Source organism: Marinobacterium iners DSM 11526 (genome assembly GCF_900107855.1).
GTDB lineage: Bacteria > Pseudomonadota > Gammaproteobacteria > Pseudomonadales > Balneatricaceae > Marinobacterium > Marinobacterium iners.
Window position 1 is genome coordinate 136,090 of sequence record NZ_FNRJ01000010.1, and the last position, 16,132, is coordinate 152,221.

The window sequence follows — 16,132 nt, forward strand, 5'->3', positions numbered from 1 at the left end:
CGTGAGGCAACGTATCGACTAGGATCACGTGACATCAAGTCTCGTCTATTTGCCCTGATCGCAAAGTATCAGGGCTTTTGTTATTCAGGGAGCTGTAATGGGCTATCGCGGAGTAAAGGGCTTCAGTCACGACCAGAAAGAATTGACCGGGGTGCTGGTCACCAACCTGGGGACACCGGATGAGCCTGCGCCCAAGGCCCTGAGGCGATATCTGAAAGAGTTTCTCTGGGACCCTCGTGTGGTTGAAGTGCCGCGACCGATCTGGTGGTGTATTCTCAATGGCGTCATTCTGAACATCAGACCGCGTCGTTCGGCCGCAGCCTATAAAGAGGTCTGGACCGATCAAGGGTCTCCGCTGCTGCTGCATACACAGGCACAGACGGCAGCACTGCAGGAGCGACTGCACCATCGTTTTGGCGAAAATATTATGATTGAATTCGCCATGCGGTATGGAAATCCTTCCATTACCAGCGTGATAGAGCGCATGCAACAGGCCGGTGTGAGGCGTCTGCTGGTGTTACCTCTGTACCCGCAGTACTCCGGTGCCACTACAGCTTCAACCTTTGATGCTGTTGCCGAGGATTTTCGTACCCGTCGATGGTTACCGGAATTGAGGGTGGTGAATCACTATCATGATGAACCAGCCTATATTGATGCGTTGGCGGCTTCGGTTGAGGCGCACTGGAAGCGTCATGGTCGGGCTGACCGTCTATTGATGTCCTACCACGGTATACCCAAGCGCTATCTTCTGCAGGGCGATCCCTACTTTTGCGAGTGCCACAAGACCAGTCGTTTGCTTGCCGAGCGGCTTGGGCTGGAGTCCGGCAGTTGGATGACCACGTTTCAGTCACGTTTTGGTCGAGAAGAGTGGCTCAAACCCTATACGGATGAAACGTTGAAGGGCTTTCCACAACAGGGAGTCAAATCGGTACAGGTGATCTGCCCTGGCTTCTCGGCCGATTGTCTGGAAACCATCGAAGAGATCGGACAGGAGAACCGGGAGTACTTCATGGAGTCTGGTGGCGAGCGCTATGAATACATCCCTGCGTTGAATGCAGAACCGACTCACATCGACGCATTGGAAAAACTGATCCTGAAGCATCTGCAGGGCTGGGATTTGTCACCTGCCGATGAAGGCAAAAAGTGTCAGAAACTTGCGCAGGATCAGGGGGCCGAGCGATAGGCGCAGGCAATGCTTCACAACAGGAATGGTCTCAATATTATGGATTGATTGACCGCTCCGGTATGACAGGATGATCCGGAGCCAGGAGCCTTTTATGGATTTGGCACAACTGTACGAACACCTTCCCGACGCTGTCTATATTGTCGATTCCGAAACCTCGGAGATCATCGGCTGCAACCGTGCGGCCTGTACTGATCTGGGTTATAGCCGGGAGCAGGTGCTGGGCCATTCGGTACTGACCCTGCAGCGAGATGTGACAGGTATGGATCACTGGCACAAGATTGTTGCAAGTGCACGGGAGCATGGCTCGTTTGTGTTTATAGGCCATCATATCTGTTCTGATGGCTATGAATTGCCGGTTGAAATTCGTGTTTCGATTGATCAGGTCGATGGGCGTGAAGTGTTTATTTCTGTTGCGCGCGATATCAGCAAGCGGATGCAACAGTTCTGTCTGGTACAACAGGCGCCGCAAAATGTGTGGCAGGGCCTGCATGATGTGGCAGATGGCGTGTGGGACTGGCAGGTGGACAGTGGGCAGCTGTATTTCAGCCCCAACCTGAAGCGTTTACTGGGCTATGGCCCGGATGAGATGCAGCCGCGGCTGGAAAGCTGGAAAAGTAACATCCACCCGGAAGATGCCCCCCTTGTGCTGAGCATTCTTGAAGAACACCTGCAGGGACGGCGTCATCTGTTTGAGGCGGAATACAGGCTCAAGAACCGCAACGGACACTACTTGTGGGTGCGAGACTGTGGCCAGGTACGCGAGCGTGACGAGCAGGGCAAACCTGTCCGTGTGATCGGAATGGTGTTCAACCTGACCGATCTCAAAATGCAGGAGCTGGAGCTGCAGAAGCAGGCCGACTACGATGTCTTGACGGGGCTGTTCAATCGGCGTCGTGGTGAAGGTTTGGCCGAGCAGCAGATAGCACTAATGCGGCGTCAGCGTCGGCCACTGGGATTGGCACTGGTCGATCTGGATGACTTCAAACAGATCAATGATCTGCATGGGCATTTGGCCGGTGATCAAGTGCTCCAGCATGTTGCTGCCTATATCGATGAGTTTACCCGACGCTCGGATGTTCTGTTCCGCTGGGGCGGGGAGGAATTTGTGCTGGTGTGTCCTGATACTGATGCCGATGGCATGAAAAGCCTGATGCAGAAGCTTTGTCACGGCATAGCTCGCGTAAGTTTGCCCGACGCGCTGAAAACACTGGATCTGACAGCCAGTATTGGTGTCTCCCTCTATCCGCGAGATGCGACCAGTCTTGTGGACCTGGTCGCTCGTGCTGACTCGGCCCTCTACGCGGCAAAGCATGGAGGCAAGAATCAGGTTGTGCTTTATGACGACCCCCGATGCTGTGAAGGCTGTTCAGCCAACGTACGATGAACGCCCCAGTCGTATCGCACGGTACTGACTGGGAGAAATCCCCATCATTTTTCTGAAAATGCGTGAGAAATAATAGGCATCTTCATACCCTACCGCCCATGCAATCTCTTTGATGCCCTTATTGGTTACATCCAGCAAGTGGCAGGCTCGTTCAATCTTGAGCTGAATGAAATGGTTAATCGGAGTCGTACCGGTCAATGCCTTGTACTTCTTGATGAAGTGATATTTGGACAAGCTGACGGCGGCTGCCAGGGTATCTACATCGATCTGTTCATGCAGCCGCGCCTGCATCAAGCTGTGAATTTTCTCCAGATCAAGCGACTCCTCCTGCTGTTGCCGCGCCAGAGGGCGTAACAGCGCAATATGTGTCATTAGCTGGCGCAGTTGATTGGCGCTGTGCAGGTAAGACGCCAGATGGTGACGCGCCTGGCGTGTGTCCAGCAAGGCTTCAAAATCCGATACCAATCGTGAATGGATCCCCAGTGGCAGCAAGGGGGAGCCGGGGTCCAGCGCCAGTTGATCAATGAACGCCTGGGAGAGCGCGCCATCGAAATGGATCCAGTAGATACTCCAGGGGTCGCGCTGGTCGGTCCAGTAATGATGAGGCGTGCCACGTGGCAGCACCAGCAGGTCCCCGGCACGAATGATTCGGCGTTTGCGGTCGGTGCCGTACTCGACGCGTCCGCTGCCCTCAAGACAGTAGATCAGCAGAAAGTCATCATGCTGTTCACGGCGCATTTCGTGTCCCCGTGCGAGCTGGTAGTAACCGATCCCAAGCGGATACAGCTGCTCGCTGAGTGGGTGTGTCGCCAGTTTCGAAACCATCTGCCGGGGCAGGACGAAACGGATGCTTTCCGGGGGCAGGGGCCAGCTGGATGGGGTGCTCATGAAATCCTTAGTCTTTGGTTTTATATGCTTTAGTGAAAACCCTTACTTGGCAGCAATATAGTCCATCATGTGAGCAACATTATCAATCCTGACGACCTTCGGGCTGTGTTACAAAATGGACAAGGAATTAACGTTAACGTAAACAGAAGGTGGTTTGGCTGCTTTCTGAACAGATAACAACAATAAATCTGACAGTGAAGGTGAAACGAATGACTCAGCATGTACCACTCCTGATCGGTGGCGAATTTGTCCAGAGTGAAACCAGCCAGTGGCTGCCGGTCACCAATCCCGCGACTCAGGAAGTGCTGGCGCAGGTTCCCTGTGCGACTCCCGAAGAGGTTGAGAGCGCCATCGAAGCCGCCAAGACTGCATTCGAGACCTGGAAGGAAACCTCCGTTGGTGACCGTGCCCGTCTTATGCTGCGCTATCAGCATCTGCTGAAAGAGCATCACGATGAACTGGCTGAACTGCTGGCTCAAGAAACCGGCAAGACCTTTGAAGACGCCAAGGGTGATGTGTGGCGCGGTATCGAGGTAGTTGAGCACGCGTGCAACATCGCGTCTCTGAGCATGGGTGAGACTGTCGAAAACGTTGCTCGCAAGATCGATTGCTACAGCATCACCCAGCCGCTGGGCGTATGTGTCGGCATTACGCCGTTCAACTTCCCGGCGATGATTCCGCTGTGGATGTTCCCGATGGCAATCGCCTGCGGCAACACGTTCGTGCTCAAACCTTCCGAGCAAGACCCGCTGACGCCGATGCGCCTGGCTGAACTGTTCCAGCAGGCCGGTGCGCCTGAAGGCCTGCTGCAGATCGTGCATGGTACCAAGGATGTGGTGAATCAGCTTCTGACCCACAAGGATACCCCGGCAATCTCTTTTGTTGGCTCCGTGACCGTGGGTGAGCACATCTACCGCACCGGTACCGACCACATGAAGCGCGTGCAGGCCTTCGCCGGTGCCAAGAACCATATGGTGGTGATGCCTGATGCCTCCAAGAACCAGGTGATCAACAACATCGCCGGCGCATCCGTCGGTGCCGGTGGTCAGCGTTGCATGGCGATCTCCGTGGCGGTATTCGTGGGTGAGGCCCGTGAGTGGATTCCGGAAGTGCGTGATGCGCTGGCAAAAGTGCGCCCGGGTGCCTGGAATGATCCCGAAGCCGGTTATGGCCCATTGATCAATCCGCAGGCGCGTGAGCGTGTGTTGCGACTGATTCAGGAAGGCAAGGATGCTGGCGCGGACTGCATTCTGGATGGCAGCGAGTGTGTGGTGGAAGGCTATCCTGATGGCAACTGGGTTGGTCCGACCATGTTCCGCAACGTGAGCCGTGACATGTCGATCTACCAGGAAGAAATCTTTGGTCCGGTACTGATCGCACTGGAAGTGGATACGATTGAGGAAGCGATCGCACTGATCAACGAAAACCCGTACGGCAACGGCACCTCTATCTTCACGTCGTCCGGTGCGGCGGCTCGCAAGTACCAGCACGAGATCAAGGTGGGTCAGGTGGGCATCAACGTACCGGTACCCGTGCCTCTGCCGATGTTCTCCTTCACCGGCTGGCGCAAGTCGTTCTACGGTGATCAGCATGCTTACGGCAAGCAGGCAGTGAAGTTTTACACCGAAACCAAGACAGTGACCGCTCGCTGGTTCGAGGATGACATCGCGTCAGGCCCGAACATGACGATCCAGTTGAAATAATGCGAGGCTAACAGAACACGCTGTTGCAATAACCGAGTCATGGCGGCGCAGGCATCATTGATCCGGTCGCCGTGACCATAACAATAAACAGAGTGCGTCCGAGGTATGGAATGGATTTTGAACTGAACGAAGACCAGATCGCCTTTGCCGACATGGCGCGGGCGTTCGCACAGAATGAACTGGAACCCAACGCAGCCGAGTGGGATCAGGAGGCGATTTTTCCGATCGAGGTGCTGCAAAAGGCTGGCGAGTTGGGTTTCTGCTCTCTCTATACCCCCGAAGAGGTGGGTGGCCTGGGCCTTAGCCGGCTGGATGCCAGTATCATTTTCGAACAGCTGGCCATGGGGTGCACCTCCACCACCGCTTACATCACGATCCATAACATGGTGAGCTGGATGGTCGCCAGCTTCGGTGGTCCTGCCGTGATCGAACAGTGGGGCGAGGGGCTGGCGACCGGCCAGATGTTGGGTTCCTATTGTTTGACCGAACCCAATGCCGGCTCCGATGCGGCGTCCCTGAAAACCACGGCCCGCCTTGACGGCGATCACTATGTACTCAATGGCAGCAAAATTTTCATCTCCGGTGCCGGCAGCACGGATGTGCTGGTGGTGATGGCGCGTACCGGAGGCGAGGGTGCCTCCGGCATTTCCGCTTTCGCGGTTGATGCCAAAAGCGACGGTATCAGCTACGGGCGCAAGGAAGACAAGATGGGCTGGAATTGCCAGCCAACCCGCATGATCACCTTTGAAGACGTGCGTGTTCCGGCCGAGAACCTGCTCAGCAAGGAAGGTGACGGCTTCAAGATCGCCATGAAGGGACTGGACGGTGGTCGTATCAACATCGCGACCTGCTCCGTCGGTACCGCTCAGCAGGCGCTGAACAAGGCCACCGAATACATGCTGGAGCGCAAGCAGTTTGGCAAGCGTTTGGCTGACTTTCAAGCGCTGCAGTTCCGCATTGCCGATATGCAGACCGAGCTGATCGCCGCACGTCAAATGGTGCGTCTGGCGGCCAGTAAGCTGGATAAGGGGCATCCTGATGCTACGACCTATTGTGCCATGGCCAAGCGTTTCGCCACGGATGTATGTTACAACATCTGTGATGAAGCGCTGCAGTTGTATGGCGGCAACGGTTACATCAAGGAGTATCCGCTGGAGCGTTATCTGCGTGATACCCGTGTGCACCGTATCCTGGAAGGTACTAACGAAGTGATGCGTCTGATCATCTCCCGCCGCGTACTGGCGGAAGGTGCTGCCGAGCTCTAAGCCCTACTGACAAGTCCAGCATAAGGAGAACAGGGTAATGTCTGAACTGATTCGAGTTGAAAAGCGTGGCCATGTTGCGCTGCTGACCATGAACAATCCGCCGGCCAATACCTGGACCGCCGATAGTCTGCAGGCGCTGGTGCGCATTGTTGGCGAGCTGAATGAAGACCGTGATATCTGGAGTCTGGTGTTGACCGGAGAGGGTGAAAAATTCTTCTCAGCTGGCGCCGATCTTAAGCTGTTCGCCGATGGCGATCGCAGCGTGGCTCGTGATATGGCGCGACTGTTTGGTGAGGCCTTTGAAACCCTGAGCCGTTTCCGTGGCGTATCCATCGCAGCGATCAACGGCTTTGCCATGGGCGGTGGTCTGGAAGTGGCGCTGGCCTGTGATATTCGCATTGCCGAAACTCAAGCCCAGATGGCTCTTCCCGAAGCAAAAGTCGGTCTGCTGCCCTGTGCTGGCGGTACCCAAAACCTGACCTGGCTGGTGGGTGAAGGCTGGGCCAAGCGCATGATCCTCTGCGGCGAGCGACTGAAGGCTGACAAGGCGCTTGAGATCGGACTGGTCGAAGAGGTGGTCGAGCAGGGGCAGGCACTGGAGCGTGCCTTGCATCTGGCCGAGCAGGTAGGCGAGCAGAGCCCATCCGCAGTAGCGGCCTGCAAGACGCTGATTCAGTCCGGTCGCAGTCGTCCGCTGGATCAGGGCTACATCATCGAGCGTGAACTCTTCGTGGACCTGTTCCATACCGAAGATCAACGTGAAGGGGTCAACGCGTTTCTTGAAAAACGCAAGGCCGAATGGAAAAACCGCTGAGTCGGTGCCAAGGGAGCCCAAGTATGAGCTGTGTACTCTTTACTGAACACGCGACAAAAGATGGCCAGATCATCGGAGAGATTCGCCTCAATGCGGAGAAATCACTGAACGCACTGACGCTGGACATGATCGATCTGATCCAGCCGAAACTTGACGAGTGGCGTGATGATGCCAATGTGGTCGCGGTGCTGCTGGACAGTGCTGGCGACAAGGCGTTCTGTGCCGGCGGTGATATCGTCAATCTCTACAAGGCAATGGTGGCCGAGGATACCGACTTCCCGGAGCAGTTCTTTACCCGTGAGTATCGCCTTGACTATACCCTGCACACTTACCCGAAGCCTGTGATTTGCTGGGGCAGCGGCATTGTCATGGGGGGGGGCATGGGCCTGATGAACGGCTGCAGTCACCGCGTCGTGACCGAAACCTCACACCTGGCAATGCCGGAAGTGACCATCGGTCTCTATCCGGATGTCGGTGGCAGCTGGTTTCTCAACCGCATGCCCGGGAGGACTGGCCTCTTCCTCGGCCTCACTGGCAACCCGATCAACGCGGCCGATGCGCTGTTTCTGGGATTGGCCGACCGTGCCCTGAGTGCAGATATGCGTGACGGCATGCTTGAGCGGTTGCAGAGCGAGCACTGGGGTGAAGATGCCGGAGGCGTTGTCAGCCGAGTGCTGCGTGAACTGGAAGAGGAATGCAGTGAAATCTTTGAAGCGATGCCAGCGCCGATACGTGCCCATGAAGCCCTGATCCGTGAAGTGACCGACCATGACTCCGTTGAGGAGATGGTTGAATCACTGCTGGCGCTTGAGTCCGACGACAAGTGGATCAAGCGGGCACAGAAGGCGATCAGTCACGGCAGTCCACTGTCCATCAAGATGATCCACGAGCAGCTGCACCGCTGTCGCCACCTGTCACTCAAGGAAGTGTTCCAGCATGAGCTGATCCTGTCAGTACAGTGCTGCCGTCATCGTGAGCTGCAGGAGGGTGTGCGTGCGCTGCTGATCGACAAGGACGGACAGCCGAACTGGACTTTTGCCTCCATTGAAGAGGTTGAGTCACGGTTTCTGGAGGGTATGTTTCAGTCGCCCTGGCAGCAGCATCCACTGGCAGACCTGTAATTACCGATCATCCACATCTTTGACTTTTTAGAATAAAAACAAGGAATAGCATTATGGCAACAATCGCATTTATTGGTCTGGGTAACATGGGCGGCCCAATGGCTGCCAATCTCGCCAAGGCGGGTCACAGCGTCAAGGCGTTTGACCTGTCCACTCCGGCACTGGCACAGGCTGCGGAAGCGGGCTGTCAGACTGCCGGGTCTGCTCAGGACGCAGTAAAAGGCGTGGATTTTGTCGTTTCCATGCTGCCTGCCGGCAAGCATGTTGAAGGGCTTTTTGTAACAGGCGACCAACCTCTATTTGATCTGATCGACAGCAATACGCTGGTGATCGATAGCTCAACCATCGATGCCGATACGGCACGTCGTGTGGCCGCGGCCGGTGCCGCCAAGGGTATCGGGTTTATCGATGCACCGGTTTCCGGTGGGGTGGGCGGTGCCCAGGCCGGTACGCTGACCTTTATCGTTGGTGGGGCCGAATCCCAGTTTGCACAGGCAAAACCGGTGCTTGAGTGCATGGGCAAGAACATCTTCCATGCCGGCGATCATGGCGCAGGCCAGGTGGCCAAGGTATGTAACAACATGCTGTTGGGCATTCTGATGGCCGGCACGTGTGAAGCCTTGAACATGGGCATGAAAAACGGCCTGGATCCGAAGGTGCTGTCTGACATCATGAAGCAGAGCTCCGGCAACAACTGGGCGCTTCAGGTATACAACCCGGTTCCGGGTGTGATGGATGGCGTGCCAGCTTCGCGTGACTACCAGGGTGGCTTCATGGTGGATTTGATGTTCAAGGATTTGGGGCTGGCGATGGAAGTTAGTCAACAGAGTGCATCGGCTACCCCGATGGGGTCGGCAGCCCGTGCACTGTTTAACCTTCACAAGTCAGCCGGTAACGGTGCGCTGGATTTCTCCAGCCTGATTCGACTCTATCAGGACGCCGAATAAGCCGGACGGACCGGTTCCGGTCTGCGGCGCGGCTCTTGACTCGGTTCTGAAGTTAAGGGCCGCGCACGATAACAAGAATAAAATGAGGTGGAGCATGGATTACAACGAACAATACCGCGCGTCTATCGCCAACCCCGAGGCCTACTGGGCAGAGCAGGCCAAAAATATTGCCTGGTACAAGGCACCGCAAACCACTTTGACCACCACCGACTGGGGTACGCACAGCTGGTACGCCGATGGCGAGCTGAACACCTGCTATCTGGCGGTTGACCATCAAGTGGAGCAGGGGCGTGGGGATCAGGTGGCGCTTTACTACGACTCTCCTGTCACCGATACCAAGGAAGCGATCACCTTCAACGACCTGAAGGGACGTGTCAGTCGTTTTGCTGGCACCCTGCGAAACTTGGGTGTTGAAAAGGGTGATACCGTCGTCATCTACATGCCGATGATCCCTGAAGCCGCTGTTGCCATGCTGGCATGTGCTCGTCTGGGAGCGGTTCATTCAGTGGTGTTTGGCGGCTTTGCGCCGCATGAACTGGCAATTCGCATTGACGATGCCAAACCCAAGGTGATTCTGACCGCCTCCTGCGGTGTTGAATTCGATAAAAAAATCGCATACAAGCCGTTAGTCGATAAGGCAATTGAACTGGCCAGCCATAGGCCTCCGCACACGCTGGTCTGCCAGCGTCCAATGCTGAAGGCCGAGATGGATCCCAGTCGTGATCTGGACTGGTATCAGGCGCAGGAAGGTGTAGAACCGGCCGAATGCGTTCCGGTCAAGGGTTCCGATCCGCTCTATATTCTCTATACATCCGGTACTACCGGTCAGCCCAAAGGGATCGTTCGCGACAATGGTGGCTATGCCGTTGCATTGCGCTACGCGTTGAACAACGTCTATGGCATGGAAGCCGGTGATGTCTGGTGGGGTGCTTCGGACATTGGCTGGGTGGTGGGACACTCGTTCATCGTCTACGGCCCGCTGATGGGTGGCTGCAGTGCGATTTTCTATGAAGGCAAGCCGATCAAGACACCGGATGCCGGTGCCTTTTGGCGCATCATTGAAGAGTACAAGGTCAACTCCATGTTTTGTGCGCCAACGGCTTTCCGTGCGGTGCGCAAGGAAGATGCGCAAGGTGATCTGGCCAAAAAATACGATCTGAGCAGTCTGCGCTGGATCTTTGTGGCCGGCGAAAAACTGGATTCCTCAACCTACTACTGGCTGGATGATCTGTTAAAAGTGCCGGTCGTTGACCACTGGTGGCAGACTGAAACCGGTTGGCCGGTGACCGCGCCAATGATGGGTTGGGATTCCCCCTCAGAGCCTCGTCTTGGATCTACCAACAAACCGATTCCCGGCTACGATATTCAGGTACTGGATGGCGACGGTGAGCCTGTTGGGGCGATGGAAGCCGGTAACATCTGCATTAAGCTGCCGCTGCCGCCGGGCGTTGCCTGGAGCATCTGGAACAACAATGATCGATTTGTCAGCTCGTACCTGACTGCATTTCCGGGTTACTACCATACCGGTGATGGTGGCTATAAGGATGAAGATAACTACGTTTATATCACCGGCCGGACAGATGATGTGATCAACGTGTCAGGTCATCGCCTGTCAACCGGTGAGATGGAAGAGGTGGTCTCCGCTCATGCCGCGGTTGCTGAGTGTGCCGTTATTGGCATGGCGGATGAACTCAAAGGGCAGATTCCAGTGGGGCTGATTGTGCTCAAGGCTGGCGTCGAAATCGATGAAGACCAGCTAGAAAGTGAGTTGGTTGCGATGGTGCGCGAACAGGTGGGTGCACTGGCCTGTTTCCGCCGTGCGGTCGTGGTGCAGCGACTGCCGAAAACACGCTCAGGCAAGATCCTGCGTGCCATTTTGCGCAAGATTGCGGCCAGCGAAGAGTACAAAATGCCATCGACGATCGATGACGAAAGCATCCTGCCGGAGATCGAAGAAAAGATCAAAGCGGTAGGTATTGCCTGACCTCCGGGCCCCGTCGTGGGGCCCATCACTCTGTTTCTCCGACCCCATGCTTGCATACCCAAGCCATGGATGGTCTCTCGGGCTTGAGGGAAGTGATTCCCTCTTTTTTGTTGCTTGTTCAATTTCGGGATTGCCTGATTCCGCCTGATTCACTTGCCATGTTGTGTGCCGATTCGTTGAATGGTACGACTTTAGTCGTATTCGTTTCGCTTCGCAGGCCAACTTGAGGGAGTCATCATGCGCAGACCTGTCCGAATAGCCGTTACCGGCGCTGCCGGTGCTATCAGTAACAACTTGTTATTCAAAATCGCCAGCGGCGAGATGTTCGGCAAGGACCAGCCGGTGATTCTCCAGCTGATTGAAATGCCTGATCGTATGGAAGCCTTGCGTGGTCTTGCCATGGAGCTGGAGGACTGTGCCTACCCGTTGCTGCATACCATCACTCTGCATGACAACGTGGAAGACGGTTTCGATAATGTGCACTACGCACTGCTGATCGGCGCTCGTCCAAGGGGGCCAGGCATGGAGCGCAGTGACTTGCTGGAGTCCAATGCAGAAATTTTCACGCGTCAGGGTCAGGCGTTGAATAATCATGCCAACCGCGACGTCAAGGTCCTGGTCGTGGGCAATCCGGCCAATACCAATGCATTGATCGCCAGTCGCAATGCGCCCAAGTTGAGTCCATCCCAGTTCACGGCGCTGACGCGACTGGACCACAATCGTGCCAAGGGAATACTGGCCAACCATACCGGTGCCAACCCGCGCAACATCAGCCGTGTGGTGATCTGGGGCAACCATTCCACCACCCAGTTTCCCGATCTGCATCAGGCTACAGTACTGGATGAGCCGGTGATGGAGCAGATTGACGAGCGGTGGTATCGCGAAGTGTTCATCCCCAAGATCCAGACACGGGGTGGCGAGATTATTGCGGCCCGTGGCGTGTCCAGTGCCGCCTCTGCTGCTCAGGCGGTGGTGGATCACATGCATGACTGGATGCTGGGAACACAACCGGGTGAAATCGTCAGTATGGGGATTCTGAGCGATGGCAGTTACGGCATCGAAAAGGGCATTTTCTACTCTTTCCCGGTGCGTTGTGACTACGGGCGGTATCAGATTGTACGTGGTCTGGACATATCAGACTGGAGCCGCGAGATGATGAAGGTTACGGAAGCAGAGCTGCTTGAAGAGAAGGCTGCAGTCAACCATCTATTGCCGCCTGAAACCGAGGCATCTCATCAAAACCTGTCGATCTGCCTGCGCTCGGGCGTTACCCTCTATGCCGATGGTACAGGACCGGACGCTGCTTCCAAGTACCTGACCACCAATCGGGTGATGTAGCCTGAGACTTGGCCCGCAAGGTTTTTAGCGCCCTGCGGGCTGGTTCTGATGCGCCTTGACGGGCACAATAGGCGTGCAGAGCACTTGATCTCTGCCACAACAGCGCGGAGGAGCATCCCATGAGTCAGAACACTCCACACCCCAAATTCATTGAAGCCATGAAGCAGCTCTCGGCCATGAGCGAGGAAGAGCGTCTTTCGGAAGAGAACAAGGAGCTGTTTGAGCAGGCGATGAACTATGCGCCTCTGGATATTCAGCCTGCTTTAATGGCGATCCGTAAAAAATACGAGGAACCTCTGCACTGATAACCTTCCACCTCAGGAGACCCGGGCCAAACGATGTGAGTTTGGCCTCAATCTGAACAATGTCGATATCTCTGCCTCCCTCCAGTTCCGATACACGTTTTCCCGTTTTGGTTGGCCCCATTCTGCGCCGAATCACGCCTGATGAACTGACAATCTGGTGCCTGACCACTGAGGTGCTGGACTTTTCCCTGCGGCTGAAAACCACTCAAGGGGGAGTGCTTGACAGGGTTCTTACGAAAGACGAATGCTGGTCACTTCAAGTTGGCGAGCATGCCTGGATCTGCCTGCTGAATCTGCAGCCGGAAAATCCACTGCCTACCGGGGAGCGCATTGATTACGATCTGCTGATTCGTGCTCAGGGCGATACTCGTTGGTGCTCCATACAGGAGTGGGGTCCGGACCTTCTCTATCCAGGTGAGCTTTTGCCCGGGTTTGTGATCCAGCCTCAGCTGCGCTCAATGCTGCATGGCTCTTGTCGCAAGCCGCATTATCCATCAAGGGATGGGCTGGCGCGTGCCGACGCCTGGCTGGAGCAGCATCTTGCTGCACCGGCTGACTGGCCCGCCGTGTTGATGCTCAGTGGTGACCAGCTCTACGCGGATGATGTGGCAGGGCCAATGCTAAGGGCGGCTCATCAGCTCAGTGATCGTCTGGGGCTGTGGGATGAAACACTCGAGGGAGGGGGGGCTGACAGTGGCATTGAGCTGAGGCAAAGCCCGTATTGCTACTATCAACGTGAACAGCTTTTGCCCAAGGATCAGCTGAGTGAAAATGTTCGGGAACGCTTTTTTGCCGGGGTACGCAAGCCCATTTTCACCAGTGACTCCGCACATAATCACCTGATTACCTTTGCTGAGGTGATCGCCAGCTATTGTCTGATCTGGTCGCCAAAGGCCTGGCAAGGGATTGATCTGAACCCGCCAGCGCTTTCCCCCCGTCATGCCGAGCTGTATGACCACGAATTGGATGCCATTCTTGGGTTTCGTGCACAGTTGCCTCAGGTTCGCCGGGTGATGGCACATTTACCCACGTACATGATCTTTGATGACCATGATGTTACGGATGACTGGAATTTGTCGGCTGCATGGGAGTTGTCCGCCTATGGTCATCCCTTCTCACGACAGATCATTGGTAATGCGATGATCGGTTATCTGCTTTGTCAGGGCAGTGGCAACGCGCCACGCAAGATCCGCAAACATTTGAGTGAGCATGTGGAGCGTTGGCTTAAAACACACAATGAAGAAGATCACCACAGCCTGATCGATGAGCTGATAGCGTTTCAGAGCTGGGACTACCTTATCCCCATTGATCCCGGTGTGCTGGTGCTGGATACGCGTACCCGCCGCTGGCGCGCCGAGCGCAACCTGAACAGCCCTTCAGGGTTGATGGACTGGGAGGCACTCACCGAGTTACAGCAGCACCTGCTGGATCGAAAAGCCGTGATTCTGGTCTCCCCGGCCCCTGTGTTTGGTGTGAAACTGATCGAGGCGGTACAAAAGACTTTCACCACTTTCGGCCAGCCTCTGATGGTGGATGCAGAAAACTGGATGGCACACCCAGGTGCAGCCAACGTGATCCTGAACATTTTCCGCCATACGCGTACACCTGAGCATTTTGTCGTGCTCTCGGGGGATGTGCACTACTCATTTGTGTACGACATCGAGATCCGTTTCCGCAAGGGTGGACCAAAAATCTGGCAGATCACCAGCAGCGGTCTGAAAAACGAGTTCCCGCCTCGTTTGCTGACTTTATTCGACCGGCTCAATCGTTGGCTCTACGCCCCTTCATCGCCGTTAAACTGGTTTACGCGACGTCGCCTGATGAAAGTATCCCCCCGGCGCCCGGAAGGTGCAGCAGAGGGCTGTCGGTTGGTTAATAAGGCGGGTATAGGGCTGGTTCGCTTTGCCGCGGATGGTGAGCCGGAAGAGGTCTGGCAGCTGGGGGCTGATGGCCGAGATGTACGTTTTGATCTGACCGACGAAGAGGAGCATTGGGGCTGAGGGGGCGCTAACGTATAATCCGCGCGCCTAACTACCATTTTGCTGCGGAGAGTACGTCGCATGAGGATTTACTGGACTCGACTTCAGGACAGGCTTGAGCGGCTGCGTGCCAATAAGCTGTTCGAGACCTTTGTCATTCTGGTCATTGTTACCTCGGCGCTGCTGATCGGCGCCAAAACTTACGAAGAAGCGTCAAGGTTTGACCAGCTGATCAACTGGCTTGATCTGGGGGTGACGCTGTTTTTCCTGTTTGAAATCATCGTCAGGATGGCGGCGGAAAAGCGGTTCTTCGACTTTTTCAAGAAAGGCTGGAACATCTTTGATTTCGTGATTGTTGTGGCCAGTCTAGTACCGATCAATGACTCCGAAATGGTCCTGATTGCACGTCTGCTCAGGGTCTTCCGTGTTCTGCGACTGGTCTCCATGATCCCTGAATTGCGTATGCTGCTGGCGGCGCTGGTGAAATCCATTCCGCGCATGGGTTATGTGGCTTTGCTGATGTTCATTATATTCTACATATATGCGGCCATTGGCAGTTTTCTGTTTGAAAACATCGACCCCTTCCTGTGGGGTAATATCACCATTTCGATGCTGACGCTGTTCCGTGTGGCCACTTTTGAGGACTGGACCGATGTCATGTACGCCACCATGGAAGAGTATCCGCTGAGTTGGATCTTCTATCTGAGCTTCATTTTCCTCACGGCGTTCATATTCCTGAACATGATGATTGGTATTGTGCTGGATGTGATGCAGAAGGAGAGCGCCGCGGAGCAGTTGGAGTCCGGGGAGGGGGAGGCCGCCGAAATTCACTGGATGCGTGAGCATATGGTTGCCATGAGCGAGCAACTACAGCGCATTGAGACAGCACTTGAACAGGAACGGATGCGTAACCGGTGAGTTAATTGTAGTCACTGCTTTGCAGCTGGAGCGTGCTTGTCAAAGCTGCTGACCATATTCTGATTCTGAAGTAACAAGGCCGGCTTAAAGCCGGCCTTGTTACTTTACCTACATATTGGGGTAGTTCGGCCCACCGGCACCTTCAGGTACCACCCAGTTGATGTTTTGGGCTGGGTCCTTGATATCACAGGTCTTGCAGTGGACGCAGTTCTGCGCATTGATCTGGAACTGCGGGCCACTATCGCCTTCCACCACTTCATACACACCGGCAGGGCAGTATCGCTGAGCCGGTTCGGCATA

Annotated in this window: 14 protein-coding genes; 12 read left to right on the forward strand and 2 right to left on the reverse strand. The window is 55.4% G+C overall.

From position 1 onward, the window contains the following. Nucleotides 1–97: 97 nt before the first annotated feature. Nucleotides 98–1,183 (forward strand): ferrochelatase, encoded by a 1,086-nt coding sequence (gene hemH / locus BLV48_RS11950; RefSeq protein WP_091827016.1) that lies wholly within the window; start codon nucleotides 98–100, stop codon nucleotides 1,181–1,183. 94 nt (nucleotides 1,184–1,277) lie between these two features. Continuing rightward, nucleotides 1,278–2,570 carry a sensor domain-containing diguanylate cyclase gene (locus BLV48_RS11955; RefSeq protein WP_091827017.1) on the forward strand — a complete coding sequence of 431 codons (1,293 nt, stop codon included), beginning with the start codon at nucleotides 1,278–1,280 and terminating at the stop codon, nucleotides 2,568–2,570. Here the strand turns inward: BLV48_RS11955 and BLV48_RS11960 are convergent. After that, entirely contained in the window at nucleotides 2,553–3,458 is a 906-nt protein-coding gene (locus tag BLV48_RS11960; protein WP_091827018.1) for an AraC family transcriptional regulator, read from the reverse strand. The two genes, BLV48_RS11955 and BLV48_RS11960, sit on opposite strands and share 18 nt — an antisense overlap. Nucleotides 3,459–3,667: 209 nt before the next feature. On the opposite strand from BLV48_RS11960, the gene BLV48_RS11965 reads away from it, so the two are divergent. The 10 genes from BLV48_RS11965 to BLV48_RS12010 all read left to right on the forward strand — a co-directional run bounded on the left by BLV48_RS11965 (nucleotide 3,668) and on the right by BLV48_RS12010 (nucleotide 15,832). Then, nucleotides 3,668–5,161, forward strand: a complete 1,494-nt coding sequence (locus BLV48_RS11965) for a CoA-acylating methylmalonate-semialdehyde dehydrogenase (protein WP_091827019.1) — start codon at nucleotides 3,668–3,670, stop codon at nucleotides 5,159–5,161. 110 nt (nucleotides 5,162–5,271) lie between these two features. Further along, nucleotides 5,272–6,426, forward strand: a complete 1,155-nt coding sequence (locus tag BLV48_RS11970; RefSeq protein WP_091827020.1) for an acyl-CoA dehydrogenase family protein — start codon at nucleotides 5,272–5,274, stop codon at nucleotides 6,424–6,426. 37 nt (nucleotides 6,427–6,463) lie between these two features. Beyond that, entirely contained in the window at nucleotides 6,464–7,240 is a 777-nt protein-coding gene (locus BLV48_RS11975) for an enoyl-CoA hydratase (RefSeq protein WP_091827021.1), read from the forward strand. Between the two features lie 23 nt (nucleotides 7,241–7,263). Beyond that, entirely contained in the window at nucleotides 7,264–8,361 is a 1,098-nt protein-coding gene (locus BLV48_RS11980) for an enoyl-CoA hydratase/isomerase family protein (RefSeq protein ID WP_091827022.1), read from the forward strand. 53 nt (nucleotides 8,362–8,414) lie between these two features. Continuing rightward, nucleotides 8,415–9,308, forward strand: a complete 894-nt coding sequence (gene mmsB / locus BLV48_RS11985; protein WP_091827023.1) for a 3-hydroxyisobutyrate dehydrogenase — start codon at nucleotides 8,415–8,417, stop codon at nucleotides 9,306–9,308. Between the two features lie 94 nt (nucleotides 9,309–9,402). Further along, entirely contained in the window at nucleotides 9,403–11,292 is a 1,890-nt protein-coding gene (locus tag BLV48_RS11990; RefSeq protein WP_091827024.1) for a propionyl-CoA synthetase, read from the forward strand. Between the two features lie 237 nt (nucleotides 11,293–11,529). Beyond that, complete coding sequence (locus tag BLV48_RS11995; RefSeq protein WP_091827025.1) at nucleotides 11,530–12,630, forward strand: malate dehydrogenase; 1,101 nt, start codon at nucleotides 11,530–11,532, stop codon at nucleotides 12,628–12,630. A gap of 119 nt (nucleotides 12,631–12,749) precedes the next feature. Beyond that, nucleotides 12,750–12,935 (forward strand): hypothetical protein, encoded by a 186-nt coding sequence (locus tag BLV48_RS12000; RefSeq protein WP_091827026.1) that lies wholly within the window; start codon nucleotides 12,750–12,752, stop codon nucleotides 12,933–12,935. Nucleotides 12,936–12,994: 59 nt separating this feature from the next. Further along, nucleotides 12,995–14,935, forward strand: coding sequence for an alkaline phosphatase D family protein (locus BLV48_RS12005; protein WP_091827027.1), 1,941 nt, complete (start codon nucleotides 12,995–12,997; stop codon nucleotides 14,933–14,935). A gap of 60 nt (nucleotides 14,936–14,995) precedes the next feature. Then, on the forward strand, nucleotides 14,996–15,832 hold the full coding sequence (locus BLV48_RS12010; RefSeq protein ID WP_091827028.1) for an ion transporter: 837 nt from the start codon (nucleotides 14,996–14,998) through the stop codon (nucleotides 15,830–15,832). Nucleotides 15,833–15,940: 108 nt separating this feature from the next. Here the strand turns inward: BLV48_RS12010 and BLV48_RS12015 are convergent. Next, on the reverse strand, nucleotides 15,941–16,132 hold a 192-nt coding region (locus BLV48_RS12015; protein ID WP_175527658.1), incomplete at its 5' end, for a 4Fe-4S dicluster domain-containing protein.

Coding starts and splice junctions, on each gene's coding strand:
- hemH (WP_091827016.1), top strand. CDS start 98: ATGGGCTATCGCGGAGTAAAGGGCTTCAGTCACGACCAGAAAGAATTG.
- BLV48_RS11955 (WP_091827017.1), top strand. CDS start 1,278: ATGGATTTGGCACAACTGTACGAACACCTTCCCGACGCTGTCTATATT.
- BLV48_RS11960 (WP_091827018.1), bottom strand. CDS start 3,458: ATGAGCACCCCATCCAGCTGGCCCCTGCCCCCGGAAAGCATCCGTTTC.
- BLV48_RS11965 (WP_091827019.1), top strand. CDS start 3,668: ATGACTCAGCATGTACCACTCCTGATCGGTGGCGAATTTGTCCAGAGT.
- BLV48_RS11970 (WP_091827020.1), top strand. CDS start 5,272: ATGGATTTTGAACTGAACGAAGACCAGATCGCCTTTGCCGACATGGCG.
- BLV48_RS11975 (WP_091827021.1), top strand. CDS start 6,464: ATGTCTGAACTGATTCGAGTTGAAAAGCGTGGCCATGTTGCGCTGCTG.
- BLV48_RS11980 (WP_091827022.1), top strand. CDS start 7,264: ATGAGCTGTGTACTCTTTACTGAACACGCGACAAAAGATGGCCAGATC.
- mmsB (WP_091827023.1), top strand. CDS start 8,415: ATGGCAACAATCGCATTTATTGGTCTGGGTAACATGGGCGGCCCAATG.
- BLV48_RS11990 (WP_091827024.1), top strand. CDS start 9,403: ATGGATTACAACGAACAATACCGCGCGTCTATCGCCAACCCCGAGGCC.
- BLV48_RS11995 (WP_091827025.1), top strand. CDS start 11,530: ATGCGCAGACCTGTCCGAATAGCCGTTACCGGCGCTGCCGGTGCTATC.
- BLV48_RS12000 (WP_091827026.1), top strand. CDS start 12,750: ATGAGTCAGAACACTCCACACCCCAAATTCATTGAAGCCATGAAGCAG.
- BLV48_RS12005 (WP_091827027.1), top strand. CDS start 12,995: ATGTCGATATCTCTGCCTCCCTCCAGTTCCGATACACGTTTTCCCGTT.
- BLV48_RS12010 (WP_091827028.1), top strand. CDS start 14,996: ATGAGGATTTACTGGACTCGACTTCAGGACAGGCTTGAGCGGCTGCGT.